At 58.6% G+C, this 25,475-nt stretch carries 23 protein-coding genes; 10 read left to right on the forward strand and 13 right to left on the reverse strand.

Annotation, left to right across the window (positions count from 1 at the left end; all coding sequences use genetic code 11):
- Positions 1-36: 36 nt before the first annotated feature.
- Positions 37-2,415: a GumC family protein gene (locus LB547_RS12725; protein WP_140671843.1), complete on the forward strand. Its 2,379-nt coding sequence runs from the start codon at positions 37-39 to the stop codon at positions 2,413-2,415.
- On the opposite strand, the gene LB547_RS12730 is transcribed toward LB547_RS12725, so the two are convergent.
- Positions 2,399-2,674 (reverse strand): hypothetical protein, encoded by a 276-nt coding sequence (locus tag LB547_RS12730; protein WP_224646749.1) that lies wholly within the window; start codon positions 2,672-2,674, stop codon positions 2,399-2,401. The genes LB547_RS12725 and LB547_RS12730 overlap by 17 nt on opposite strands.
- Positions 2,675-2,728: 54 nt before the next feature.
- Here LB547_RS12730 and LB547_RS12735 point away from each other — a divergent pair, with 54 nt between their 5' ends.
- From LB547_RS12735 to rfbD, 6 genes are read left to right on the forward strand one after another with little or no spacing between them, the layout of a single operon-like run.
- Complete coding sequence (locus LB547_RS12735; RefSeq protein WP_224656113.1) at positions 2,729-3,568, forward strand: hypothetical protein; 840 nt, start codon at positions 2,729-2,731, stop codon at positions 3,566-3,568.
- Complete coding sequence (locus LB547_RS12740) at positions 3,565-5,019, forward strand: O-antigen ligase family protein (RefSeq protein ID WP_140762659.1); 1,455 nt, start codon at positions 3,565-3,567, stop codon at positions 5,017-5,019. Before LB547_RS12735 ends, LB547_RS12740 begins: the two co-directional genes overlap by 4 nt.
- A 19-nt stretch (positions 5,020-5,038) precedes the next feature.
- Positions 5,039-5,920, forward strand: coding sequence for a glucose-1-phosphate thymidylyltransferase RfbA (gene rfbA / locus LB547_RS12745; RefSeq protein WP_140762656.1), 882 nt, complete (start codon positions 5,039-5,041; stop codon positions 5,918-5,920).
- Positions 5,921-6,475, forward strand: a complete 555-nt coding sequence (gene rfbC / locus LB547_RS12750) for a dTDP-4-dehydrorhamnose 3,5-epimerase (RefSeq protein WP_140762653.1) — start codon at positions 5,921-5,923, stop codon at positions 6,473-6,475. It abuts the gene before it with no gap.
- Positions 6,476-6,506: 31 nt separating this feature from the next.
- Positions 6,507-7,577, forward strand: coding sequence for a dTDP-glucose 4,6-dehydratase (gene rfbB / locus LB547_RS12755; protein WP_140564240.1), 1,071 nt, complete (start codon positions 6,507-6,509; stop codon positions 7,575-7,577).
- Positions 7,574-8,452, forward strand: a complete 879-nt coding sequence (gene rfbD / locus LB547_RS12760; RefSeq protein WP_140674923.1) for a dTDP-4-dehydrorhamnose reductase — start codon at positions 7,574-7,576, stop codon at positions 8,450-8,452. The genes rfbB and rfbD overlap by 4 nt, the downstream gene beginning before the upstream one ends.
- Before the next feature lie 75 nt (positions 8,453-8,527).
- Here rfbD and LB547_RS12765 read toward each other — a convergent pair whose 3' ends face one another.
- From LB547_RS12765 to LB547_RS12810, 10 genes are all read right to left on the reverse strand, one after another.
- Positions 8,528-9,646, reverse strand: a complete 1,119-nt coding sequence (locus tag LB547_RS12765; protein ID WP_140762650.1) for a glycosyltransferase — start codon at positions 9,644-9,646, stop codon at positions 8,528-8,530.
- Positions 9,647-9,706: 60 nt separating this feature from the next.
- A complete protein-coding gene (locus LB547_RS12770) occupies positions 9,707-10,822 on the reverse strand; it encodes a glycosyltransferase family 4 protein (RefSeq protein ID WP_140494862.1) in 1,116 nt (371 codons plus the stop codon).
- A gap of 52 nt (positions 10,823-10,874) precedes the next feature.
- The gene (locus LB547_RS12775) at positions 10,875-11,486 is read right to left on the reverse strand and encodes a NeuD/PglB/VioB family sugar acetyltransferase (protein ID WP_140494860.1); all 612 of its coding nucleotides are present in this window, start codon (positions 11,484-11,486) and stop codon (positions 10,875-10,877) included.
- The gene (locus LB547_RS12780; RefSeq protein ID WP_140555896.1) at positions 11,483-11,881 is read right to left on the reverse strand and encodes a glycosyltransferase; all 399 of its coding nucleotides are present in this window, start codon (positions 11,879-11,881) and stop codon (positions 11,483-11,485) included. The genes LB547_RS12775 and LB547_RS12780 overlap by 4 nt, the downstream gene beginning before the upstream one ends.
- 18 nt (positions 11,882-11,899) lie before the next feature.
- The gene (locus LB547_RS12785; protein WP_140494856.1) at positions 11,900-12,652 is read right to left on the reverse strand and encodes an ABC transporter ATP-binding protein; all 753 of its coding nucleotides are present in this window, start codon (positions 12,650-12,652) and stop codon (positions 11,900-11,902) included.
- Positions 12,649-13,386: an ABC transporter permease gene (locus tag LB547_RS12790; protein WP_140495057.1), complete on the reverse strand. Its 738-nt coding sequence runs from the start codon at positions 13,384-13,386 to the stop codon at positions 12,649-12,651. The genes LB547_RS12785 and LB547_RS12790 overlap by 4 nt, the downstream gene beginning before the upstream one ends.
- Before the next feature lie 67 nt (positions 13,387-13,453).
- The gene (locus LB547_RS12795) at positions 13,454-14,554 is read right to left on the reverse strand and encodes a DegT/DnrJ/EryC1/StrS family aminotransferase (protein WP_140762647.1); all 1,101 of its coding nucleotides are present in this window, start codon (positions 14,552-14,554) and stop codon (positions 13,454-13,456) included.
- A 2-nt stretch (positions 14,555-14,556) separates the two neighbouring features.
- Positions 14,557-15,645 (reverse strand): GDP-mannose 4,6-dehydratase, encoded by a 1,089-nt coding sequence (gmd, locus tag LB547_RS12800; protein WP_140762644.1) that lies wholly within the window; start codon positions 15,643-15,645, stop codon positions 14,557-14,559.
- A gap of 80 nt (positions 15,646-15,725) precedes the next feature.
- Complete coding sequence (locus LB547_RS12805) at positions 15,726-17,141, reverse strand: mannose-1-phosphate guanylyltransferase/mannose-6-phosphate isomerase (RefSeq protein WP_140655811.1); 1,416 nt, start codon at positions 17,139-17,141, stop codon at positions 15,726-15,728.
- Positions 17,138-18,571, reverse strand: a complete 1,434-nt coding sequence (locus LB547_RS12810) for a phosphomannomutase (RefSeq protein ID WP_140762642.1) — start codon at positions 18,569-18,571, stop codon at positions 17,138-17,140. Before LB547_RS12810 ends, LB547_RS12805 begins: the two co-directional genes overlap by 4 nt.
- Before the next feature lie 542 nt (positions 18,572-19,113).
- On the opposite strand from LB547_RS12810, the gene LB547_RS12815 reads away from it, so the two are divergent.
- Together LB547_RS12815 and LB547_RS12820 are read left to right on the forward strand one after the other, a co-directional pair.
- A complete protein-coding gene (locus LB547_RS12815) occupies positions 19,114-21,096 on the forward strand; it encodes a nucleoside-diphosphate sugar epimerase/dehydratase (protein ID WP_181178012.1) in 1,983 nt (660 codons plus the stop codon).
- 218 nt (positions 21,097-21,314) lie between these two features.
- Entirely contained in the window at positions 21,315-21,854 is a 540-nt protein-coding gene (locus LB547_RS12820) for a sugar transferase (protein WP_140494844.1), read from the forward strand.
- Here LB547_RS12820 and LB547_RS12825 read toward each other — a convergent pair.
- Positions 21,842-22,789 carry an NAD-dependent epimerase/dehydratase family protein gene (locus tag LB547_RS12825; protein WP_140762636.1) on the reverse strand — a complete coding sequence of 316 codons (948 nt, stop codon included), beginning with the start codon at positions 22,787-22,789 and terminating at the stop codon, positions 21,842-21,844. The genes LB547_RS12820 and LB547_RS12825 overlap by 13 nt on opposite strands.
- A 17-nt stretch (positions 22,790-22,806) precedes the next feature.
- Positions 22,807-24,084: an O-antigen ligase family protein gene (locus LB547_RS12830; RefSeq protein ID WP_140495055.1), complete on the reverse strand. Its 1,278-nt coding sequence runs from the start codon at positions 24,082-24,084 to the stop codon at positions 22,807-22,809.
- A gap of 483 nt (positions 24,085-24,567) precedes the next feature.
- Here LB547_RS12830 and cysD point away from each other — a divergent pair, with 483 nt between their 5' ends.
- Positions 24,568-25,473 carry a sulfate adenylyltransferase subunit CysD gene (gene cysD / locus LB547_RS12835; protein WP_140494839.1) on the forward strand — a complete coding sequence of 302 codons (906 nt, stop codon included), beginning with the start codon at positions 24,568-24,570 and terminating at the stop codon, positions 25,471-25,473.
- The last annotated feature ends 2 nt before the right edge of the window (positions 25,474-25,475 follow it).

Raw genomic sequence — 25,475 nt, forward strand, 5'->3', positions numbered from 1 at the left:
CCGGCCAGGGTACGGACAACCAGGATCACCTCGCGCATGCTCGATCGCAACAGGCAGCCCCAAATCGCCGGTCCTCGACATGGCCAGGCTTTGTCCGCGGACCTCTATTATGACGGGGCGCAGAATTATAGTCCTTACGGTCGAGACTATGCCGCTCACGACGAGAGATTCAATCCGCTCAAGCTGCTTTTCTATGTCGTGCAATATCGCTGGCTGATTGTCATGATGGCGGTGGCTGGCCTAGTTGCCGGTATCATAGTGACAATGATGCAGACGCCGAAATATCAGGCAACGACACAGCTGGAAGTCCTGGTCCCTTCGGCAAAGGTTTTTCAGGACATCGAAGTGGTTTCCGAAAACAGCGACTTACGCGCGTTTCTGACCGCTCGCGAGAAACTGAAGAGCCGTGCGCTGGCCCAGCGCGTCGTGTTTCAGCTGGGGCTCTCCGAAAAACCGGATTTCCTATTCCCAACCCCGAGCTTCTCGCTCAGCAACATCCTCTACCGTGCATTCGGAATTTCCAAATCGCCTTCGATCCAGGAAAAGACCCCCGAAGAGCGAGAGGCAATGGCGATCAAGCGCGTTCTGAAGGATCTGACGGTCAACCTTGTGACCAACACCAGCTTGCTGTCGATCACCTTCATCGACCAGAAGCCCAGATACGCAAGCGACGTCGCCAACCAGGTCGCGCAGAGTTTTATCGATCAACGTCTCGACCAGACCAGCGAGACGTCCGATCTGGCGAGACAGTTCATCCAGGAACAGGTCCTGCAGGTCAAGCAGAAGCTGCAGAAGTCCGAGGAGGAGCTGGTCACCTATGCGAAGGATGCCGGCATCACCGTCACCGGCGACGACAAATCGCTGATCGGATCGAACATCGAGGCGCTGAACACAGCGCTCGCGACCGCTATCCAGGATCGTCTTGATGCCGGTCGCGTCGTGGACCAGATAGACAAGGGGCGAGGCTCCAGCCTGTCGCCGGTTCTGGAGAGTGATGGCTTACAAAAACTCAGCGAAAAACTCGCGGACCTCAAGAGCCAATATCAACAGAAACTGAGCATTCTGAAGCCTGGCTTTCCGGAGATGCAGCAACTCCAGTCGCAGATCAAGGAGCTGACGCGGCTCTATAATAACGGCGTCCTGGCGATAACCGATTCGCTGCGCCTGAAGTACCAGGAAGCACAGAACAAGGAAGCCGACCTCAAATCCAAGCTCGCCGAGATGGAAAAGCAGCAGGTCGTCTTCAATGACAAGAACATAAAATACACCATCCTCAAGCGCGAGGTCGATTCCAACCGGTCGCAATATGACAGCCTCATCACCAAGCTGAATGAAGTAGGCGTCAGCTCCGAGCTCAAAACGCAAAGCGCAGCCATCGTCGATTTCGCGACCCTGCCCGTAAGTCCCTATTCTCCGCGCCTGATCATCAATCTGGCGATCGCGCTAGCGCTGTTCATGGCTCTCACTGCATCGATCATCTACATCATCGAGCTGCTGAACAACACCTTCACCAACCCCGAGCAGGTCGAAAGGGAGCTGGGGCTGGCCATCCTCGGCATCCTGCCGCTCGTCGGTGACCGCGAACTGACGGCCAGCATCGCCGACCAGAAGTCCGGGCTATCGGAAGCTTATCGTTCGCTGCGAACGTCGCTGCAATTCTCCGGCGCGGAGGGCGCGCCGCGTTCGCTGCTGGTGACCAGCTCCGAGCCTTCCGAAGGCAAGTCGACGACCTCGTTCAAGCTCGGCCAGGATTTCGCCGCCCTCGGTGCGAAGGTCTTGCTTATCGACGGCGATCTGCGCAAACCGAATCTTCATCGGCTGTTCGGTCTCGACAACGCGATCGGGTTGAGCAATCTCCTGACGAATACCGTGCGCAAGGAAGATGTGGCGGGCATATTCAGGACGACCAAATATCCCAACGTGACCGTGCTGACGTCCGGAACGATCCCGCCCAACCCTGCGGATCTGCTTTCATCGCCGAAGATGGCGCTGATCGTCACCAATCTCGGCAAGCGTTTCGATCTCGTCATCATCGACGCTCCGCCGATCGTCGGCCTGTCCGATGCGCCCATTCTCAGCCGGCTTGCCGAGGGCACACTGGTGGTCATTTCCACGAACCAGGTGACGCGCAAGGCGGCCAAGACGGCGCTGAAACGCCTGCGCGCAGCCGGAGCGAACGTGATCGGGGCGGCAATGTCGAAATTCGCGGTGAACAAGTTCGACTACAACTACGCCTATAAATACATGAACTACCAATATTACGAACATGGCGCGGGCACGCCGAAGATTGAGGGCAAAGTCGATGACGGAGCAGGCCAGCCCTCTCATGCAAAATCTCCTGCGTTCAAGCGTTTGGTTCGTCGCCTCCGTTCTGGTGTTGATGGCTTCGTCGATCGGGCTAAGTCGGCTCCTTGAGGAGGGAACGCCGAGCGTGTCTCTGGCACTGGACCCGCTGAACGCAGATGCCTTGATAGACGAAATTGCCGGCGAGCTGAACGAAACGAGCGTCGATCTCGGCGCCTTGGCCGCCAAGGCCAAGAATGCGCTTCGCTTCAATGTCGCGGACGCCCGTCTCTACAGCCTGATCGGTGAGATCAGATATCGGCAAGGCGAACAGGCCCAGGCTTTCGAACTTTTCGACCAGGCGCGAAAACTGTCCAAGACTGAAATCCATGCGCTGCAGAGGTCCATCGATCGCTCGATCGCGGCAGGCGATCTGGCGAGGGCCGTGGGCGAGATCGACACCTTGCTGCGCCGGTGGCCAGACCAGTTTTCGGCCATCGCCCCAGGCTGGCCTGCCATCCTTTCCAATTCCGACGGCTATCAGGCCGTGCTGGCAGCCCTGGAGGCAGAGGCGCCGTGGCGTGGTAAGCTTTTTCTCGCCCTTGGCCAGAACCCGCAAAGCCTGGGACCTGCAAACCAGCTGCTGCTCGATCTCGGACGCACGGATGCGCCCCCGAAATCCAGCGAATTGTCCGCCGTTATCACCGGTTACATCAAGCAGAAGGACTATGGCCCGGCCTATCGGCTGTTTCTTTTCAGCCTGTCCGATCGGGAGCGGAAGCTGGGCGGCTATATCTTCAATGGCGGCTTCGAGCCGCTCTTCAGCGGCAAGCCGTTCGACTGGGTGATACACGACCGATCTGGGCTGGAGATCACCTTTGCCGGATCGCAGGGCGCGGGTGAAAGTGAAAGCGACAGCAACAGCGGGGCGACGGTTCGATTTCTAAACACGCCGGTCAAGAACGCTGCGCTTCAGCAATATGTCGAATTGCCCCCCGGTTCTTACCGGATGTCCATGACCGTGTCCGCAACAAATCTCAAACTGCCAAAGCAGCTGTTCTGGTCCGTCAGATGCGCGGACCCGTCAAGCGAGATAGCGCGCTTCAACATACCGGAAGGCACATTCAACCGGCGAAGCCTGAGCCTGGATTTCACCGTCGGACCGGCTGCGTGTCCGATACAGTTGCTGAGGCTGGAAACAGCCGCAATTGCCGAGAGCTGGCGGTTTCGATACGTCGGCACGCTGGTCATGCACAGATTGAGCATCGAGAGGGTGTCGTCGTGAGAGCACGGTCACGGCAGCCCGGGCAGTGGGACAAATACCTGCTTGGGTCGGTTCTTTTCCTGTCCCTGCTGATTGGCGGCGGCACCGCGAGCAGCCTCTACACCGAAACGCTGATCGAGATCGCGGCGATTCTCTCGGCCGCGGCCATCCTGTCGCGGCCCAGCGGACAAACAATTCCCCGGGCGATCTTGTGGCTGATTGCTCTCGGCCTAGCCGTGTTCTGCTTCCAGATCGTTCCGCTGCCCGGGGCCTTGCTGGACGGGTTGCGGCCCGAGGTGCTGCTTGTCAGACCCTGGCTGGATGGTGAAACGCAATCGCGCTTCGTCAGCGTCGGCGTCGGGCGCACGATCGAGTGCATGTTGTATTTCGCCGCCGCCGCGGCATTTTTCCTCGGCGTCACCCGCCTGCGCACCGAGGAGGTCTACGGCCTTGTTCCCTTCTTTTTCATGGGCGTCATCTGCAATGGCCTGGCCGCAGCGATCCAGTATTCGCTCTCCGATACCGTCGCCATAGAAGGATTGCTGCCGTTTACGATCAATGCGGGCATGTTTGCCAATCAAAATCACTTTTCGGCCTTGCTCTTCGTCTCCATCCCATTCGTGGTCTATTATGGCTTGTTCCGTGGACATTTTCTGTCCGGATCGCTTGGGCTGACGATGCTCTTGCTGCTTCTTCTGGCAGCCGGCTCGCGCGCCGGCATTCTGATCGGACTGGTGATCACCGCGATATCAGTTGTCTTCCTGTCCGCTCGCTCAAGGGCGGGCGGATATGGCATTCTTGCGGTTTTCATCGGGCTTTCCGTCTACACGATCGGCGCATGGGCGAAGATCGATGCGAAAGTGGTCGATCCGGCTTTCGGCAGGGCGGAGTTTGCTCGCACCACGATCGATGGAATGAAAGAGAACTGGGTGACTGGCGTTGGTTTCGGCAGCTTTCCGAAGGTCTATCAGATATACGAAAAAGCCGGAATGATTTTCAGAACTTATGCAAATCATGCCCACAATGACTACCTCGAATTGGCACTTGAGGGCGGCATACCGGTCGTTTTGTTAATGATTGTGTATGCCATATTGCTTTTCGCCTCGTCGGTCCGGATTCGCCGGGAGCCGTTACAGAAGGCTGCATTTCTGTCGGTGTCGTTTTTGCTCGTTCACTCTCTTGTCGACTATCCCTTGCGAACCGCAGCACTCGCGATGACGTTTGCCTATTTGAATGCGATCGTCTTTCACAAGGGTTTTGCCGAGCGGCTGAACCAAAGGCGCGAGATGGGCGAGATAGGCCATCACGATGAAGACGATCTGCTTGTCCCGGCCAGGACCTCGGGCCCGGCAAGGCAAGGGCGGTTGGCGGGGGCCGGGGACACTCGCTCGGCCCCTTCGTCGGGCACCAGATTGACAAGCCACGGCATGAAACCTAAGCACGGGCGGCTTGTGTCAGGGGAGGGGACTTAGGCATGTCAAGGAGAGTTTCTTGAAAGGAATTATCCTTGCTGGGGGCAGTGGAACGCGCCTTTATCCGCTAACGTTGGCGGTCTCCAAGCAAATCCTCCCGGTATACGACAAACCGATGATCTATTACCCGCTGAGCGTTTTGATGCTTGCGGGGATTCGAGAGATTCTGGTCATATCCACGCCGCGGGACCTGCCGGTTTTCCGCGAGCTGTTGGGCGATGGATCGGAATTCGGGCTTGAGTTGTCCTACGCCGAGCAGCCGCAGCCCAACGGGCTTGCGGAAGCGTTCATTATCGGCCGCGATTTCATCGGCGCGGACAGCGTTTCGATGATACTGGGCGACAACATCTATTTTGGCGACGGATTGTCCAAGCTTTGCCGCACCGCGGCATCGCGCGAAAGCGGCGCTTCGGTGTTCGCCTACCATGTCGAGGATCCGGAGCGCTATGGCGTGGTGTCCTTCGACAAGATCACTGGAACCGCGCTCACGATTGAGGAAAAACCGCAGAAGCCGAAATCCAACTGGGCCGTCACCGGCCTTTATTTCTACGACAACGAGGTTGTCGACATCGCCTCAAGGATTCGGCCCTCGGCTCGAGGCGAGCTCGAAATCACGGCGGTCAACAATGCCTATCTCGAGCGTGGCCAGTTGCAGGTGCATCGGTTGGGGCGCGGTTATGCCTGGCTCGATACCGGCACTCACGATAGCCTGGACGATGCTTCTTCGTTCGTGCGTACAATCGAACGTCGCCAGGGCATCAAGGTCGCCTGTCCGGAGGAAATCGCCTTCGAACAGGGCTGGCTGAGCGCCGATGAAGTGTTGCAGCGCGCAACCCGCTTGGGAAAAAATGAATATGCCGCCTATCTGCGCCGCCGGGTGGTCGAGTTGTCGGAGGACTAGATGCTGGAGGTGAGACCCCTTGGCATCGAAGGTCTGCTCGAAATCATTCCGAAGCGGCATGGCGATGCCCGTGGCCACTTCACCGAAACCTGGAACGCCGCACGCTTCGCCGCGGCCGGCCTCGAACTCGCCTTCGTCCAGGACAATCACTCCTATTCCGCCGCGGCCGGCGTCGTCAGGGGACTGCACTATCAGTTGCCGCCACGTGCCCAGGACAAGCTGCTGCGCGTTGTCAGAGGCAGCGTCCTTGATGTCGCGGTCGATATCCGCCACTCCTCGCCGACATTCGGAAAATGGGTTGCCCTCGAGGTCTCGGCCGAGAAGGGCAACCAAATCCTGGTGCCCAAGGGCTTCGCCCACGGCTTCATGACGCTCGTGCCCCATACCGAGGTGCTGTACAAGGTGACCGACACCTATTCGCCCGAACACGACCGCTCGATCCGTTTCGACGATCCGGCCATCGGTATCGAATGGCCGCCGCCGGCTGGCGGCTTCCAGCTTTCTGACAAGGACCTCAAGGCGCCGCTGCTCGCCGCCGCCGAGGTGTTTGCCTGATGAACATTGCCAGATGCGCGGGGATAGCGGCATGAATTTTCTGGTGACGGGCGGGGCCGGCTTCATCGGTTCGGCGGTGTGCCGGCATCTGTGCGCCAACCCGGCCTACCGGGTGACCAATCTCGACAAGCTGACCTATGCCGGCAATCTGGCCTCGCTGCGGCCGATCGAAAATGCACGAAATTACAGCTTCGCCCAGGCCGACATCTGCGACGAGCGGGCGGTGCTCGACATATTGCGCCGCGGCGATATCGACATCGTCATGAACCTCGCCGCCGAGAGCCATGTCGACCGCTCGATCGATGGGCCGGGCGCCTTCATCGAGACCAACATCGTCGGCACCTACCGGATCCTCAATGCAGCGCTGGAATACTGGCGCGGCCTTTCCGACGACAGGAAGGGCCGTTTCCGCTTCCATCACGTCTCGACCGACGAGGTGTTCGGTGACCTGCCCTTCGATGGCGGCATGTTCGTGGAAGAGACGCCTTACGCGCCGTCCTCGCCCTATTCCGCCTCCAAGGCGGCCTCCGACCATCTGGTGCGCGCCTGGCACGAGACCTATGGCCTGCCGGTGGTGCTGTCCAATTGTTCGAACAATTACGGGCCCTACCATTTTCCCGAAAAGCTGATCCCGCTGGTCATCCTCAACGCGCTCGACGAGAAGCCGCTGCCGGTCTACGGCGCCGGCGCCAATGTGCGTGACTGGCTGTTCGTCGAGGACCATGCGCGCGCGCTGGAACTGATCGCCACCAAGGGGCAGCCGGGCGAGAGCTACAATGTCGGCGGCAATTCGGAACGCACCAATCTGGGTGTCGTCGAGACGATCTGCGATCTGCTCGACGCCAGGCGCCCCCGGGCCGCCGGCAAAAGCTATCGCGACCTGATCTCTTTCGTCACCGACCGTCCCGGCCATGATCGCCGCTACGCCATCGACGCGTCCAAGATCGGCCGCGAGCTCGGCTGGACGCCGAGGGAGAATTTCGACAGCGGCCTGGCAAGGACGGTCGACTGGTACCTGGACAACAAATGGTGGTGGGGACCGATCCGCGAACAGCGCTATGCCGGCGAAAGACTGGGCGAAGCGCGCAAGGAGGCGGTGTGAGGCTCGTTGTCACCGGACGCGAGGGCCAGGTTGCGGCAAGCCTTCTGGAGGCTGGGCGCGAAGACGTCAAGGTCATCGCCATCGGCCGGCCGCAACTCGACCTCGCGCGGCGCGGGACTGTGATCGAGGCCATCACCGCCGCTAAGCCCGATATCGTCGTGTCGGCCGCCGCCTACACGGCGGTGGACCAGGCCGAGGACGAACCCGAGCTCGCCTTTGCGGTGAACGCCGCCGGCGCCGGCGAGGTGGCGCAGGCGGCGGCTCGGCTCGGCGTGCCCGTCATCCATCTGTCGACCGACTATGTCTTCGACGGCACCAAGGACGGTCCCTATCTGGAAACCGACGCGACCGCGCCGATTGGCGTCTACGGCGCCTCCAAGCTTGCCGGCGAACAGGCGGTGGCATCAGCCAATTCGCGCCACCTGATCTTGCGCACGGCGTGGGTCTACAGCCCGTTCGGCAAGAATTTCGCCAAAACCATGCTGAGGCTGGCCAGCGACCGCGACGAGATACCGGTTGTGGCCGACCAATGGGGAAATCCCACTTCCGCGCTTGATATCGCTGACGCGATCCTGCATGCGGCAGCACGGCTGCACCGCAACGAGGATTTCGCCGCGTGGGGCATCTATCATCTGGCCGGCACGGGCGAGACCAACTGGAGCGGCTTCGCCCGCCATATCCTGGACATAAGCGGTGGGCTCGGTGGCCCCTCCGCGCGGGTGCGCGATATTGCTGCGACGGACTATCCGACCAAGGCGCGCCGCCCCGTCAATTCCCGGCTGTCGAGCGCGAAGTTTGCCTCCGTGTTTGGATGGAGTGCGCCGGTACTGCGGAAATCGGCGCGAGAGGTGGTCCGTCGTCTCCTGAGCAGGTGACCTGACGGGGATTTGACTGCATCAACAACCAACAAATCGCGGGGATTCACCGGCTGCCACAGTGCGAAACCGTATTCAGCGTCGGCGGTTATCGAGTTGGTGATAGAGATCGGCGTATGTTTTTCCCATCCTGTCAGCTGTAAAGAGGCGAACGTAGCGATCGCGAGCAGCTCGCCCCCAGTTCGCTGCCTCGACCGGCGAATCGACGACCTGGTTGATGGCTTCGGCAAGGCGTGCTGGATCGGAAGGCGGTATGACCAACCCGGTCTCGCCGGCTTTGTTCACATAACTTGTTCCCGTTCCGATCTCGCAGGAGATCATCGGTTTACCGCACATCGCAGCCTCGACGAGAGAAAGCCCGTAGGCTTCCGACCTCTGGTTTGACGGAAAAACGAACCCCAGGCAGTTGTGGAGGAGCGCCATCTTGTGCCGCTCGGCCACCTCGCCGAGGAATATCACATTGTTGCGACGCAACGTCTTGGCCTGAAGCTTCAGGCGCTCTTCGATAGGCCCTGATCCGGCAATAACGATCTTGCACCTGACTTTGTCGGCCGCCTGAATCAGCACGTCCAGCCCCTTGTAGTAGCGCAAGACGCCGACGAAGAGCACGAAAGGCTCCGTCACCGCCGCTTGGCACCATCTGTTGTCGGCTTCGGTCGGCGTGGGATAATCGGTTTCATTGATGCCGATTGGGATGATCGCCGATTTGCCCTCCAAGGCTCTGAGAACGGGGCTCGATTTCAAATAGTCCGGAGATGTCGCGACGATAGCGTCCACATCCCTGAGGAAGCGCAGCATCAGCGGCCGATAAAGAGGCAGCAAAAGCCGCTGTTTGACGATGTCGGAATGGTAGGTGACGACGGTCGGTTTGCCATGACGGGATTGAAAATGCACCATGTCCATGAATGGCCATGGGAAATGGTAGTGTATGAGGTCGGCTTTCCCGGCGAGCGCCCCGAACTTCCGAAAGACCTCGAGCGAAAACCCGGTCGACGCCAGTTCGAAATCCAGCCTGGCTTTTCGGGCCATGTGCCCGTCGAGATGCTGCGTGTTCTCGTTCGGAGCACGGCTCAACGAGAGCACTTCGGTTTCAATGCCGCGGCTGGCGGTGCTTTGAGCGATGGCATGTATCGTCCGCTCCACCCCGCCAAAGGTATCGGGCCAGTACGTCTTGAAGAAATGCAGCACTTTCAAATGTTGGTCTTCCGTCTTCGCTCGATGGCCAGTTCAAAAATCTGAAGCATACCTTCCACGTCAGCGCCTTCTTGCGATTATGGCCAATTCGAACACTGCGACCAGGTCCAAGGCGCTTTTTCTCCAGTCGAACCGGAGCGCGTTCAGGGGCGCTTTCTCAGCCAGCCGCGAGCGCAACGCATTGTCGAGTGCCAACCGGCCCATCGCGGCGGAGATATCCTGGACGTTGGTCGGGTCAACAAGAATGGCAGCTTCGCCAGCCACCTCGGGCATGGAAGACATATTTGAAGTTACAACAGGCACCCCAACCCCATTTGCTTCGATAATTGGAAATCCAAAGCCTTCGTATAGCGACGGCATGACAAGAAACTTCGCTCGGCGATAGAGGACAGCGAGATCGCTGTCCGTGACATAACCCGTAAGTCGCACGTCCGATTCGATTTCGAGGCGCACCATGCGCTCGCGCAGGTCGCCGAGACGCCACCCCTGACCCCCCGCTATGACGAGCAGCAGATTTTTCCTGACAGGCTCCGGAAGCAGCGCATATGCTTCCAGGAGATTTGGCAAGTTCTTGCGGGGTTCAAGTGTGCCGACAAAAAGGGCGTAATCGCGGTCGATGCCTTTGTCCGCAAGCACGCTGTTGGTCCCGCCATCCTCCAGGCGCGTCACTCCAGGGTACACCACGTGCAGTTTCTTGGAGACCTGTGGATACAGCATTCGAATGGCATCGGCCGTAGCGCGCGAGACTGCGACGATCTTATCCGATGAAAATACTGCAGGTCGCATGAGGAAGCGATCGCCGAGCCAGCCCTGCAAACGCATTGTCGATGCCGCATGGTGCCATACGAGATCGTGAATGGTCACAACGCGGGGAATATCCGGATCCAAGCTAAAGGGCAATCTGTGGGCAGGGCCCCAAAAGATGTCGATTTTGTCGCGGGCTGCCTGTTTGGGTAAGATGGTTTGACCCCAAACCATGCGCCTGAAATTGCCTGCATGACCAGATATCCGAAACGTTCCGCCCGATAGACGAGAAATATCCGAGACCGGTCGCTCCGGGAGATACAGAAAGATTTCGTGACCGGCTTCCGCCAACCCACGGCACATCTCCAGCACATAGCGGCCGATGCCTGTGAGATTGTGGACAAGGTTGCGGGCATCAATGCCGATTTTCATGAATCGGACCGTTTTTTCTGTTCGAGCCTGAAAGGAAAGCGGCTGGCGCTGTCTAGCCGTGGGCTCGACGGGCCGGCGTGCCTGTATACACGCCGGGCACTTCAATGTCTCGGACGACCGTTGCGCCAGCGCCGATGATGACATTGTCGCATATGCTGAGCCGATCAATCACGGTCGCACCTGCGCCAACCAGAACCTGTGTGCCTATTCGGCAACGGCCTGCAACGGTCGCATTGACGGATATATGAGAAAAATCACCGATCACGCATTCGTGGTCAACGACTGCGCCGCTATTGATGATGACGCCCCGGCCAACCTTTGTAAGCGGTCCTATATGGGCCTGATGAGCGACCAGTGAGCCTTGCCCGATCTCACATTGCCTCCCGACAGAGGCAGTCGGTGCGACGAGCATCGCAAGAGGAACAAGCGCGCTCCCGCATTGCGCGCGTCGCCGCGCATTGTCACCCGAGCCCGGAAACATGAACCAACCGGCGCCGGAGGCATTGCTGGGAAGAACAGCGACAGCAGGAAAGCCCGCAAATTCCTCACCGGCCTTTGCCTGGTCATCGATGAAAATCAAATCATCGAACCCTGACGACAGCGCTATATCCCCTACGCTACGCGCATGGCCGCCAAAGCCAAGAATGAAAAGACCTTTGCTCATAGTGACGGCGTCATGCCTTTCTGCTCGGCTATGACATCAAGGATGCGGATATGTTCCTTAACAACATCCTTCCACGTACGTTTCGCGAGAACATCAAAAAATTGGCGCTGCTGAGCGTAGAGGGCATCCCGGTTTTGAAGTGCCCATTCGATCTTGTCGGCCATTGCCTTCCAATCATATGGGGCGAACAAGGTGGATTCTCGCAGCGCCGGATCGACAACAATCTCCCTGGTCACCTCAATGTCGCCCATGACAACGGTAGTTCCTACGGACAACGCCTCTGTAATCGTGAATGGCATTCCACCTTCGGAAAGCGATGGATTTACCGCAAGGTCAGCGCACTTGTAGAGGCGGCAAGCTCTACCGGACCCCGGGATGAACGCCGACCAAGACAGATTGGGTGGGCATCGACATCACTGCGCCAATCCATTCACTTTTTTGTATGCCTTGATCGCGGGCCCTATTGCGCCGTCAAACGCAACCGCTCCATGATGAAAAACAACACCTCGCTCACAAATGGAACTCAGCGTGCCAAAGTCGTGTGAAGCGAGCAACAGAATCTCCGCCTGCTCGACAAGATCCAGGATGCGTTTGCGCGCTTTTCCCATAAAATTCGCATCACCGGCACCGATCACCTCGTCGAGGAGGAGAATGTCACCGCCGACCGCTGTCGAAATCGCGAAGGCGAGGCGCACCTGCATGCCAGCGGAATAGGTTTTGATCGGATAGTCGATAAACTCCCCGATATCGGCAAAGGCGACAACCTCGTCCTCTATCGAGCGCATGAATTTGGGCGAGAGACCAAGGAGAAGTCCGCGGTACAGGATGTTCTCCCGGCCGGTGGCATCAGGCTCGAAACCCAAACTCAGGTCAAACAAAGACCGGACGGTCCCCTCGACCACGCGCTTCCCGGAAGATGTCGGGTATAATCCTGCCACCATCTTGAGGAACGTGCTCTTGCCGGCCCCATTGTGTCCTAAAAGGCCAACGCGTTCGCCGGGACCAATGTCCAGACTAACATCCTTCAATGCGTGGATGTCGACGATCTTCTTGCCTCCTCCGTTCAACGTCGCGAGCGACGCCAGCATGGATTTCAACGACCGCTCGCTGAAGCCGACGGATGCATAATGGAGGTTTACCGACTCGAGGTGAATCCGGTTTGTCATAGGTAGAAGATCACCCTCTTTTCGGCGGACCTGCCCACGAGTGCTGCGATCAGCATGAGCACTGCGATAGTCCCGAAGCACCACAGGTAATTGGCAGCGACGGGCCATTCACCATGCAGGAGTGGAGCGCGTACGATCTGGAGGAGGTGATAAAGCGGATTGTAGTCCAGAAGGACATGCAGATTGCCTTTGCGGAACACCGAAGTCTCGAAATAGATTGGTGAGACAAACCATAGGGCTTGCAATATCAGGCCAAGCGCATGCGGCAGATCGCGAAAACGGGCAGAAAAATATGCCATTATCGTCGCCCACGGCCAGACAATCAGACCGATGATCGGGAATATCGTGAGGGCGGCAAGCCAAGACCAGCCGAAATTCTGCGGCATAACGACAAGCACCCAACCGATGAGGCTGATGCTGGCCAGGGCAAGCACCATAAGCCCGGAAATAACGTTTCGAAGCGTATATATCGCTAACGGGTGACGTGTCTGCTTGATGTACGCGTCGGCTTGGACGAAAGCCAATGCGCCTCCACTTACATTGAAGACGATGTACTCCCAGATGATGACCCCGGAGAGAATGTAGGGCGCATATTCCGAGATCGCGGCGTCGAAGATGCGACTGAATACGATGGAGATAAGGATCGTTAGGCCCAGAGGCTGGATAATCGACCACAGGACACCGAAGAAGGACCTTCTCCAGCGACCGCGCAGATCGGACATCGCGAGATGCATCCAAAAATATCGCGCGGCCCAAATGCCCCTAAGATACTCGTTCACAGGCCATTTCCTTAACGCAAAGTCACCGCGGTCGATCCTCGAAATAACCGATGATCGAAGAACATATGCGGTTCAACTGTTCCTCGGTCAGTCCGGGGTAGCTCGGCAGATTGATGCCACGCTTGCTTACGCTATCGCCATTCGGAAAGGCCCGGTCAGAATAACAGTGCGGCATGTGGCTGGCTAAGGGGAAAAACGGGCGTGTCTCGATTTCGTCGTCGGCAAGACGCGCACGCAACCGATCTCGATCCTCAACGTGGTCAACGACAATCGAACACATCCAGTGCGAATGATTAACGTCGCCCACGGGATCATGGGTCCTCAAGGGAAGCCCGGACAGTCGGGTCCGGTATATCTCTGCGATCTGCTGCTTGCGGTGGATGATCTCTTCAGCCATCTCGATCTGGGCAAGCCCGATCGCCGCCTGGATATTGGTCATCCGATAATTGTAGGCGAGCATGTCGTGCCAGTATTCGCGGGTCGGCGAGACACCTTGGCTTTTCAGGCGCCGACACTTGTCCATCACCTCAGCCGATCGCGCCAGAACCATTCCGCCTTCGCCAGTTGTGATTGTCTTGTTCCCGAAGAAACTGAAGGTGGCAACATCACCAAACGTGCCGACATGCCGGCCTTTCCACCGGGTCCCGAAGCCTTCCGCGCAGTCCTCGATGAGCAAAAGATCGTGATCGCGGCAAAGGCCCGAGATCGCATCCATATCACAAGGATGGCCATACAAATGCACCGCCATGACCGCGCGGGTTCTCGGGGTTATAGCGTCACGTATTGCCTGCGGATCCACCTGCAGCGTGTCTTCCAACGAATCGACGTAGACCGGCGTCGCGCCGGTCTGCAAAATGGTGTTGACCGACGCTATGTAGGTGAAGCTTGGAACGATGACCTCGTCGCCGGCACCGATGCCCAATGCATCCAACACAAGGTGGATGGCTACGGTACCGTTTGCCACGCTTGTCGCCTCTTTCGCGCCTACATACTCCGCAAAAGCCTTTTCAAATCGGGATATGAAGGCTCCACGTGAGGAAATCCAACCCGTAGTCAAGCACTCGTTGACATACGCCGGTACGTTTCCGCTGAGGTATGGCTCATATACTGGAATTCGTGCCATGGTTATTCTGCGCGAGTGAAGCGTTGATAGCCATGCGTTGTAAGCAGCTTTTCCTGCTCGGCACCCTTAAAGTCCTCGCGAATCATTTCTTGGACCAGCTCGGTGAATTTAATTCTAGGTTCCCAGCCAAGGTTCTTTCGAGCTTTACTGGCGTCGCCAAGAAGCGTTTCGACTTCTGTCGGCCGAAAGTAAGCCGCATCGACAGCCACTATACATTGACCGCTTTTGTTATCGTACCCTTTCTCGTCGACGCCTTTTCCCTCCCATCTTACGTCAATATCCAGTTCCGCAGCCGCCAGGGTCACAAATTCGCGCACGGAATGCTGCTCGCCAGTTGCGATAACGTAATCCTCAGGCGCCTCCTGTTGCAACATAAGCCATTGCATCTCAACATAGTCTTTGGCATGCCCCCAGTCGCGCAGTGAATCTAGATTACCCAGGTAAAGCTTCTCTTGCATGCCTAGCTTGATCCGTGCCAGCGCTCGCGTAATCTTACGCGTCACAAACGTCTCACCTCGCATTGGGGACTCGTGATTGAACAGAATGCCGTTACACGCATAGATGCCGTATGCTTCGCGATAATTGATCGTAATCCAGTATGCATACAATTTGGCCACGGCATAAGGAGACCGTGGGTAGAATGGCGTGGTTTCCTTTTGCGGCGTCTCTTGCACGAGCCCGTACAGCTCAGACGTAGACGCCTGATAGAAATGGACCTTCTTCTCCAAGCCGAGAATTCGGATGGCTTCCAAAATTCTCAACGCCCCTAGAGCGTCGGAGTTGGCGGTGTATTCAGGTTCCTCAAATGAAACGGCTACGTGACTCTGTGCCGCCAGATTGTAAATCTCATCCGGCTGAACGAGCTGAATGATCCGCATCAGACTTGATGAGTCAGTCAGATCGCCATGATGCAACGTCAGATCTACACCCTTTTCATGTGGATCATGATACAAATGATCGATGCGATCCGTATTAAAAAGGGATGTGCGGCGCCTTACGCCGTGAACGGAATAACCCTTTTCCAGCAGGAATGCCGCCAGATAGGCGCCGTCCTGCCCGGTGATGCCGGTTATCAGTGCTTTTTTTTTCATCAATGTTCTCGATGTATCCGATTTGTGTCCGCCCAGCCCCTAAGGCTTTGCCGCCCCCAGCACCGTGAGCCAATGGATTGTCAGGCGCGGCCGTATACGTCGTCAAAACGCACGATATCGTCCTCGCCGAGATAATCGCCGCTTTGCACTTCAATGATCACCAGGTCAATCCGGCCCGGGTTCTCCAGCCTGTGTTTATGACCGCAGGGGATGTAGGTCGACTCGTTTGTCGCCAGGAACAGCTCCTGGTCGCCGTTGACTATTTTCGCGGACCCGCTGACCACGACCCAGTGCTCGGAGCGATGGTAGTGCATTTGCAGGCTCAAACGTCTGCCGGGTTTCACCTCGATGCGTTTGATTTTGAAGCGCTCGCCTTCCTCCAGAACCGTATAGGTGCCCCACGGTCTATGTACGGTGCTGTGGACCAAATGTGCCTCATGCCCGGAAGCCTTGAGGCCCTCGAACAACTTCTTGACGTCCTGAACGCGATCGCGGGAGGCGACAAGCAATGCGTCGGGAGAATCCACGATCACCAGATCGCTGACCCCGACCGTGCCGATGACGCGCTTGTCGGAACTTACATAGCTGCCGGTGGTGTCGACCATATGAACATCGCCGCGCAGCCTGTTGCCGCTTTCGTCAGGAGCGATCAAATCGGCCATCGCGTTCCAAGATCCGATGTCGTTCCAATCCATGTCGCAAGGAACCACGGCAAGATTGTTCGCCTTCTCCATAACCGCGTGATCGAGAGAGATTCGCGGAGCGGAGCCAAAATGCTCGGGCGCGAGTTCGATTTTGGCAAAGCCTTCGCCTTGACTGAATCGGCCGTTCTCATAACTGTCGGAAACCGCCTGGATCACTTCGGGGCAATGCAAAGCCATCTCGTCGAGCATTCGTTGCGCGCTGAAGCAGAAAATCCCCGCGTTCCAGAAGAAGCGTTTGGATTCGACATAGGCTTTGGCTGTGTCGAGATCCGGTTTTTCAACGAAACGGACGACTTTCTCACCATCGGCTTCGATATAGCCGAACGCCGTGTCCGGCCTGGTCGGGCTGATGCCCAGTGTGGCAATCCGCCCCAGTTTTGCGTATTCGATGGCGCGGCCCATGACGTCTAGAAATGCGGGCAGGTTGCCAATCATGTGATCGGCTGGGAAGACGCATAGAATCGCATCAGGGCCCTGCGTTGCCTTGGCATGGACAGTGGCTGCCGCCACGGCAGCGGCAGTATCCCGGCCTTCCGGCTCGAGCAGAAACGTACGTGGCAACACAACCGAATCCAGTTCGTCGAAGTCGTCCTTCGTGAGGAAAAGGTGGTCCCCGGACGTTACAGCCACGAGTTCCACCACTCCCTCAATCGACGCGGCGCGCAGCACTGTGTGCTGAATAAGCGAATGCCCATCCGCCACTTTAAGAAAAGGCTTGGGGTGCGATTGCCTTGAGGCAGGCCATAGTCGCGATCCGGCTCCACCGCTGATTATGACGGGAACCACTTTCATGAAATGACCTCTGCTTCGTTTGTGGATGCGATCGCCAGCGCCCTGTCGAGCGTCAGCGCCACAATCGCTCTCGCTCTGCCTGGGTCTGCTGCCTCCGAATAGCAGCGAAGTTCAGGCGCGTTGCCGGACGGCCGCAGATGGATGATCTCGCCAGTCAGCATTTGTGTCCTTAGGCCGTCGGTCTCGTCAACTTCAGCAACAATCCCGAACGGGGCCAGAAACCGCTGCAGTGCAGGCCGATCCGCGAGCCGACGCATCAAGCTGCGCGAACTCTCCACTGGGAAATTCTCAAGGCGTTCGCTTGCACAGGCCGGAAGATTCCACAACGCGCGCAGACCTGACAGCGACTTTCTTGTCGACGCGACCATTCCGAGGACAGCCAGGATGGGGAGCAGTGAATCCCGTGTCGGCAATGCCGTCAATGTCTTGCCGTGTAGCCAACAGTCCGACCCCAAGAGAACGCCACCATTGGCTTCAAAGCCCACAACGATTTTCTCGGGGTGGTGTGAGGCTTCCATGGCTTCGACGACGAAGGGAGATCCGACCTTCGTTCTCAGAACCGTAAAACCGAAGGCTTTCGAAATACCTGAATTGGAAGTCACGGGCGTCACCACGATGTCAGCCCGCAGGAACAGAGCCGTGGCGAGGCCGATCAGGTCGCCGCGAAACAGGTCACCATTCTCGTCGGCAATCAGTGGCCGATCAGCATCGGCATCGGTCGACACGATGGCGTCGAGGTGGAATTCTCGCACCCAACCCTTGAACTTTGCAATTGTGGTTTCGTCAACGGCTTCGGTATCGACGGGTACGAAGGTCTCCGATTTCCCGACAGGTGTCACATCTGCGCCAAAGGATCGGAGAACCTCCACCAGAAGATCCGCCGCGACCGAACTGTGCTGATAGACGCCGAGCCTCAGGCCCGAAAGGGACCCTGGCTCCAAGATGTCATCAGCGCGCGCGCGATAGGCGGCGATCGCATTGTCGTGATGCCCCGGCAAAGCCGTACCTATTGGCGGCGGGGGGCAATAGGCGTCTAGCCGTTCGGCAGCATAGTGTGCCATAGCGGCTTCATCGGCCTTGGTGATCTCGCCCCGCGGGCTATAGAACTTGATGCCATTGCGGTCCGCAGGGATGTGCGAACCCGTAACCATGAGCGCCGCTGCGTCATGCTGCCCGGCATACAACGCCAAGGCTGGCGTTGGAATGGCACCGCAATTGATCGGTTGAAACCCACTTGCCGCCAAGGCAGCCATGCAGTTGGCGGCGATCGTCGGGCTGCTATCGCGCAAGTCGCGACCAACGAACACCTTGGCCTTCGATCGGACCCCATCGGCAACGAGACGCCAAGCGAAAGCCTCCGTATAAAGGCCGCTGGGTTTCCCGACTAATTCTGAAGCCAACCCTCGCAGGCCACTTGATCCAAACTTCATCACTTCGCTTTGGCTGGTAAAGGGAAGACCGTCATATTGCAGCAGACTTGGCTGTCAACCGCAAAATCGCTTCGGGCGGTTTACCTTTCCTTCCAGCTATCCACACTGCATTCCCAGCCGCGTCGACAGGGTGAGAGCCGTCTGGCGTCAAGGACCGAGCGATGGCCTCACGATCGCGCTGCCGGCATTCTCGAACCGCTTGATATCTGCGGAACCATAGGCCATAGGTCGAGAGCAGACCGCACCAGGGCAAAGAGTAGTCAAGGATTGACCTCTCCGGCCGACCCCTCTCTCTATCCTGAGTTGCTGTCGGACTCTAGGGCTCTTTGCAGTTGATGTGCAAGATCTTGATCAAACGGACTTTCTCTTCACCCGCCAACCTATGAAAAAATCTCTGGCGATGATTTCAAGTCCACGCTATGCGATACACGCGGCGGGGGCCGAAGATTTGGTACTAAAAAGAAGCCGCCGGTGACGGATGGTATTCGCTCTAGAGCCACTTTAGTATTGAAGTCTTCGCGCCTGGAGTTCAGTACCGTCCGATGAAATCCTATGTAGAAGCTGTACCCGGACTCCGGCCCACAATGCGTCGCGCCATCATCATGATTCAAGACATCGCCATGGTTCTGGTGGCGGTGGCGCTTAGCCTGACTTTATCGCAGTCGAGGCTGTCGTTCGAAGCGTTCTCTCCAGCGGGTTTCGCTTGCTGGGCGAGCATCATTATTCTTAGTCATCTGTTATTCAGATATTGCGGCCTCTACAATACTGTGTGGCGCTTCGCCTCGACGCCGGATTTCTTCAACATCCTGAAGGGCTGCGCAATACTGACCATCGTCCTTTACTGTGTTTCGCTTTTTGTTCGTTCCTTTCAGCCGGTGGCGGGCCTCAATGAGCGCCAGTTCATCGTCTTCTTCCTGGTTTCTTTCACGATCATCTCGGCGCCCCGGATTTTCTACCGGTTCTTTCGCGACGGCGCGAGCTGGCGCATTCTGAGTCGCGGCAAGGCTTCGACCAAGAGAGCGGTGTTTGTCGGCAAGCTGAGCGAGGCCGACGTAATCATCCGTTTCACGCGCACGACGCAGCCTGTAGAGTATTCAATTGCAGGGATTATGGCGATTGAGCACGGTGTTCCGCAGGGCACTCGGATCCAGGGCGTTCCCGTCGTGGCCACCCGCCCCCGCCTGATCGAGGTGCTGGAAGAATACGCCAAGGGTACGACAAGCCTGGACCTGCTGATTTTCGGCAGCGGCGCCGAACATGAGATCGAGGAGTATTCGGAGCTCGTCCGTGTTGCCCGGCAAGGCGACATAGCGGTGGTGCAGTTCTCGGGGCTTTCGCAGCTTGGCCAGGAAGGAAAGCTCGTTCTCGACGAGGTCGAGATGGAAACGATCCTGCGCCGCCCCACGGTTCCGTCCGACATCGAACGCATCGGGGCCTTCGTCGGCGGCAAGCGCGTCCTGGTCACCGGCGGCGCCGGTTCCATCGGCCGCACCCTGGTCAAGAGGTCACTGGAACTGGGCGCGGAGGCGGTGCTGGTTGTCGATAATTCCGAGTTCGGCATTTTCCAGTTGAGCCAATATGTCGAAGAGAAGGACCATGACCGCCTCAAGGTCCGCATTGTCGATGTCGCCGACCGGCGCCAGATGACGCGTGTCGTCACCGAGTTCAAGCCGGACATCGTTTTCCACGCCGCGGCACTGAAGCATGTGCCTTTGCTCGAGGAAAACTGGGATTCGGCCATCCAGACCAATGTCTTCGGAACGCTTGTCTGTGCCGAGGTTGCCGCCAAATGCGGCGTCAAGCAATTCGTGCTTGTTTCGAGCGACAAGGCCGTGGACCCGACATCCGTGCTGGGCCTGACGAAGCGGGCGGCCGAACAGATCGTCAGCGCCTTGCATGAAACGCCCGCCGGCGAGCCCGGCGCCCGGCGCCCCGCCACCAAGTTCATAGCCGTTCGGTTCGGCAATGTCTTTGGCAGCAATGGCTCGGTCGCAACCATATTCCAGGCGCAGATCGAGGCCGGAGGTCCGGTCACCATAACCGACCGGCGCATGACGCGCTATTTCATGACCGTGGCCGAAGCCGTCGACCTCGTCATCATGTCGGCGGCCGATGCCGCCTCGCGGAAAGCCGGCGACGACTACGCCGTCTACATGCTCGACATGGGCAAACCGGTGCCGATCCTCGAAGTTGCCGAGACGATGATCCGCATGTCCGGAAAAAGCCCATACACGGACATCCCCATTCGCTTCACCGGAATCCGGCCCGGTGAAAAACTCCATGAAACGTTGCATGGTGAGGATGAGGAGCTGGTCGAACTCGGCATTTCCAAGATTTTTGGCCTGAGCACCGATGTCGCGGAATGGTCCGATGTCCAGGCGGCGCTTGCGGCCCTGCAGCAATCCGTGAAGAGCCAGGACAAGGCATCCTCGCTCGCGGTGCTTGCGGGTCTTGACCATACCAAGAAGGTAAGAGGGGACGTGCCTGAGGCCGTGATCCCGAAAGCGGCCGGGCAGGCGAACTGATGCTTCAAAAGACCCTGGCCTTCTTCGGCGCTTGAGCAATCTGCGCAAGAGCGGCATTTATCGGCGGACCTTCGGGACCCTGGGGCGCTGGCTGGCATTCCTCTGCTGGCGCATCCGAGCAGGCGAGGGGTCGAGCTTGGTCGAGCGATAGCCTCATGCTACGTCGAGCGGATTCGTATTTCGTCTTTGGTTTTGGCAACGAGCACTATCGGCGGTTCATGAAGACAGCCAAGCAAATCTTCGATCTTGCCGGCGCGGCGCTGCTGCTCCTGGTCACTTCACCCGTCCTGGCGCTCGCTGTCCTGGCTGTTCGTATATCGTCGCCCGGTCCGGCCATCTTTTCTCAAACGCGGGTTGGCCGCGATGGCGTGCTCTTTCGCTGTCACAAATTGCGCACGATGTATGTCGGCACGCCATCCTTGCCTTCGCACGAGGCGCCGGCGAATGCCGTGACGCCGGCCGGAAAGACCCTGCGGAAGTTCAAGCTCGATGAGCTGCCGCAGTTCTGGAATGTTCTGAAGGGCGAGATGAGCTTGGTCGGACCGCGTCCCTGTCTGCCGACGCAAACCGAGCTGATCGAGTGCCGCCGACGGCTGGGCGTTTCATCGGCGCTTCCCGGCATCACCGGCCTGGCTCAGGTCAAGGGCATCGACATGTCGGACCCGGCCCTATTGGCCGAAACCGATGCCGACTATCTCAAGGTCGCCTCGATCGGCCTTGATCTTCGCATCCTGCTCGCGACGATTTATCCAGGTTGAGCTTGCCTGCTGCGCGCCGCGATTTCGCTTAGACGATCAAGCGTCGCTGTTTCCGGCAGCCAGCCCTGCGAGACGAGCAGGGAAGGGTCGCATATCTGTGTCGCCGTCATGCTTTCCCAAAACGCCCGCTTGCCTAGCGCGACCGCGGCCATCCGCATCAGGCTGGCCGGTACGGCAGCCAGGCGCACCGGCCGCCCAAGTCCCTTACGGAAGGCGCTTACGACGGCTGCCACCGACACCGGAGGCACATCGCTGGCTATATAGGCAGGGCTAAGCGGCCCCGGATGAGCCAACAAATGCCGCACGGCTTGCGCCGCTGCGTCGGCCGACACCAGCGAGCGGGTTCCTGTCAGAATACCTGTCGGCAGCGGCAGGCCCGTATCGGCCAGGCGCATCAGCATTGCCAGATTGCCCTTCATGCCGCTTGCGTAGGCCGCCGGCAGGCGCAGCACGGCGGCGTCGGCGCGGCCGTGCGATGCATAGGCGTCCAGGACCCTGATCTCGCCCTCGCGTTTCGAGCGCCCGTAGGCGCATTGCGGATCGGGGACCGTATGCTCGTCGATCGTTGCGCTGACGCGGGCGCCGATCACGGCCCGGACCGATGACAGTTGGATGAAGCGTCCGCTTGCCTGCATGGCGGCCGCATGCGCCAGCCGCGCGCTCAGTTCCGCGTTGGCGGCTCGGTAGTCGGCTTCGGTGGCACTGCCGTGATCATTGTTCAGGCCGGCGCAATGAACGACGTCCGTGACATCGCGGGTGACGGCAAGGAAGGCCTTGGCCGGCGCATCGAAACGCGGCAAGGCGACGATGTCGCTGCCCGAAGCGAGGCTTTCGGGATAGCGCGAGGCGAGGCGAACCTCCACGCCTGCCTCGCGAAGCCTTTGCACGACGAGACGTCCGATGAAGCCCGATGCGCCTGTGACCAAGACCTTCATTGCCTTGCCCGGAGCCGCTATTGCGTGACTGGCGGAAGCGGCATCTCTTCCGGCAACGGGGCCTGACGTCCCGACGCAAGATAGGTCCCGGATACCAGGAAGACCATGAACACCGAATCCAGGATGTCTTGGCCGATCAGGATGCCTGTCATCCCAGCCGTCAGGTAGATGATCACCATGACGACGACCATGGTGGCGCCAAAGCGCTCGATCGGGTCGGCGCTGTTGCGCAGGACCAGGGCGGCGTTTCTGCCGGCGACGACAAAGATCGCCGCCAAAGTCACGGCGCCCAGGATGCCCGCCTGTACCAATGCCGTCAGGAAGCCATTGTGGAAATGATTGAAACCTGCCGTTTTCGCGAACAGGTCTTGGAAGCCCTGCCTGATCAAGAGCTGGTTGGCGCCCACTCCGTGTCCGAACAAGGGCATGTCGCGGAATGCCTTCAGGCCGATGTCCCAGAGGGCAACACGTATTCCAAGCGAGGTGTCGGAATTGCCGTGCGCCCCAAGCGCGTCCCAATCAGAGCGCAGAAAATCAAATCTGTCGGATATTGTATGGAAGCCGATAGCGGCGACCGCGACGCCGATCGCCGCCAGCAGAAGCAGCAGACGGACGGCATTCTTCCCTTTCAGCCAATGCTGGTTGATCAACAGCACGGCAATGCCGGAAATCAGCAGCGCCAGCCAGATGATGCGCGTGCCGGAATAGATGATGGCGATCGTTCCGCCGAGCGCTGCGCAGATCAGCGCACTCTTGTGCCTTTCGATGCCCGACAGGGCACCGGCCACGCAGGCCATCACTGCAAGGCAGACGACCGTGGCGAACACTATCGCATTTCCCGCTCCGCCCTCCGCCCTCATCCCGATCCAATATTGCTGGATGATCGCCAACAGCAGCGCGACGAAACAGGCGGCCATGCTGCTGAGGATTATGATCCGGACAAGGGTTGTTTTCTGCGTAATGCTCCAGGTTGAATAGGAGAGGGGGAAAAACAGGAAGGTGACGAGCGGGATCAGATGCGGCGCATCCCTGACAATTGCGTTATTGGCGAGCGAAGCCAGGAGATTTGCCGCGCAATAGGCATAGATCGCGATCGTGAGCGCCATCATCGCCCGGTCGATGTTGAAGCGCCTCTTTTTCGAGGCGATCAAAAGAACCGACCACAGGCCGCCGCCGTTGAACACGAAGCTCACCACAGACCCCAGGACCGGTGGAAAAAAGAAGCAAGCGATGGAAAAATAGATATTGATCCGCGCGGGCGAGAACTGCCGTCTTATCGATGAAAGCTGGCTCAAGGGCGGCTCACCATTCTCGGACGCTTCACACGGCGGATTGTCTGACGGCGGCAAACATAGCCCTGCCGAAATTGCCCGTGTCGCATCGTGCATCTGCCCGCTTTCAGGGGCCGGTATAGCGGCTTGGGTCTTTTTCTGAAAGTGCATCAAGGCCGATTGCCACCGAAAATCGGTAGTCGCTGGCAGACGATCGGATTTGGGCGCGGCGAAGACTGCGTGCTTTTCATCAAGCAATTTTTTCCCCCGCATTTTCTCAGCCGCCGGCGTGACAAGCAGGAATTTCCGCATTTTGACGCATGGATGGAAAATTCATTCCCGAACCACTCCTTGCCAGGCGCGTCTTGCATTGTTCTGGGCAGCGGCGATCTGCTAGAACGCCCGCAAGAATAACATTGTCCAGAAGCAAGCTTGAACCGGGCGGGAAGCCCGATGATTTGATGCCAGGTCTTCTGTCGGAAGGCACGAGAGAACGCTAGACAGGCCATGACAACAGCGCTTACGCACCTGCAGCGGCTTGAGGCCGAGTCAATCCACATATTCCGTGAAGTCGCGGCCGCCTTCGCCAAGCCGGTCATGCTCTATTCCGTAGGCAAGGATTCGTCCGTGCTGATGCACCTGGCGATGAAGGCGTTCTATCCCGCCAAGCCGCCCTTTCCGTTCCTTCATGTCGACACAACCTGGAAATTTCGCGAGATGATCGCCTTTCGCGATCAGATGGCGCAAAAACTCGGTTTCGATCTCCTGGTTCACGTCAACCAGGATGGCGTGCGCGACAACATCAATCCCTTCGATCATGGCTCGAACACGCACACCCATGTGATGAAGACCGTGGCGCTGCGCCAGGCGCTCGACAAATACGGTTTCGATGCCGCCTTTGGCGGCGCCCGCCGCGACGAGGAAAAATCGCGCGCCAAGGAGCGCATCTTTTCCTTCCGCAACGCCCAGCACGTCTGGGATCCGAAGAATCAGCGCCCCGAAATGTGGAAGATCTTCAACACCCGCATCGCCACGGGTGAATCGATCCGCGTCTTTCCGCTGTCCAACTGGACCGAGCTCGACATCTGGCAGTACATCCTGCAGGAGAACATCCCGATCGTGCCGCTCTATTTCGCCAAGCAGCGGCCGGTCGTGGAACGCGATGGCATGCTCATCCTCAAGGACGACGATCGCATGAAATTGCGCCCCGGTGAGGCGATCGAGAATCGGCTGGTGCGCTTCCGCACGCTCGGCTGCTACCCGCTGACCGGCGCTATCGAATCGGAAGCAGACACGCTGGAAGCTATCGTCGGCGAGATGCTGACCGCGCGCACCTCCGAACGGCAGGGCCGCCTGATCGACCGGGACGAAGCCGGCTCGATGGAAAAGAAGAAGCGCGAGGGGTATTTCTGACC

Origin of the sequence: Mesorhizobium sp. B264B1B (assembly GCF_020165765.1) — a bacterium.
GTDB lineage: Bacteria > Pseudomonadota > Alphaproteobacteria > Rhizobiales > Rhizobiaceae > Mesorhizobium.

Coding starts and splice junctions, on each gene's coding strand:
- LB547_RS12725 (WP_140671843.1), top strand. CDS start 37: ATGCTCGATCGCAACAGGCAGCCCCAAATCGCCGGTCCTCGACATGGC.
- LB547_RS12775 (WP_140494860.1), bottom strand. CDS start 11,486: ATGAGCAAAGGTCTTTTCATTCTTGGCTTTGGCGGCCATGCGCGTAGC.
- LB547_RS12770 (WP_140494862.1), bottom strand. CDS start 10,822: ATGAAAATCGGCATTGATGCCCGCAACCTTGTCCACAATCTCACAGGC.
- LB547_RS12815 (WP_181178012.1), top strand. CDS start 19,114: ATGAAATCCTATGTAGAAGCTGTACCCGGACTCCGGCCCACAATGCGT.
- LB547_RS12790 (WP_140495057.1), bottom strand. CDS start 13,386: ATGCATCTCGCGATGTCCGATCTGCGCGGTCGCTGGAGAAGGTCCTTC.
- cysD (WP_140494839.1), top strand. CDS start 24,568: ATGACAACAGCGCTTACGCACCTGCAGCGGCTTGAGGCCGAGTCAATC.
- LB547_RS12795 (WP_140762647.1), bottom strand. CDS start 14,554: ATGGCACGAATTCCAGTATATGAGCCATACCTCAGCGGAAACGTACCG.
- rfbC (WP_140762653.1), top strand. CDS start 5,921: ATGCTGGAGGTGAGACCCCTTGGCATCGAAGGTCTGCTCGAAATCATT.
- gmd (WP_140762644.1), bottom strand. CDS start 15,645: ATGAAAAAAAAAGCACTGATAACCGGCATCACCGGGCAGGACGGCGCC.
- LB547_RS12810 (WP_140762642.1), bottom strand. CDS start 18,571: ATGAAGTTTGGATCAAGTGGCCTGCGAGGGTTGGCTTCAGAATTAGTC.
- LB547_RS12820 (WP_140494844.1), top strand. CDS start 21,315: ATGAAGACAGCCAAGCAAATCTTCGATCTTGCCGGCGCGGCGCTGCTG.
- LB547_RS12785 (WP_140494856.1), bottom strand. CDS start 12,652: ATGACAAACCGGATTCACCTCGAGTCGGTAAACCTCCATTATGCATCC.
- LB547_RS12825 (WP_140762636.1), bottom strand. CDS start 22,789: ATGAAGGTCTTGGTCACAGGCGCATCGGGCTTCATCGGACGTCTCGTC.
- rfbB (WP_140564240.1), top strand. CDS start 6,507: ATGAATTTTCTGGTGACGGGCGGGGCCGGCTTCATCGGTTCGGCGGTG.
- LB547_RS12730 (WP_224646749.1), bottom strand. CDS start 2,674: ATGGATTTCAGTCTTGGACAGTTTTCGCGCCTGGTCGAAAAGTTCGAA.
- LB547_RS12805 (WP_140655811.1), bottom strand. CDS start 17,141: ATGAAAGTGGTTCCCGTCATAATCAGCGGTGGAGCCGGATCGCGACTA.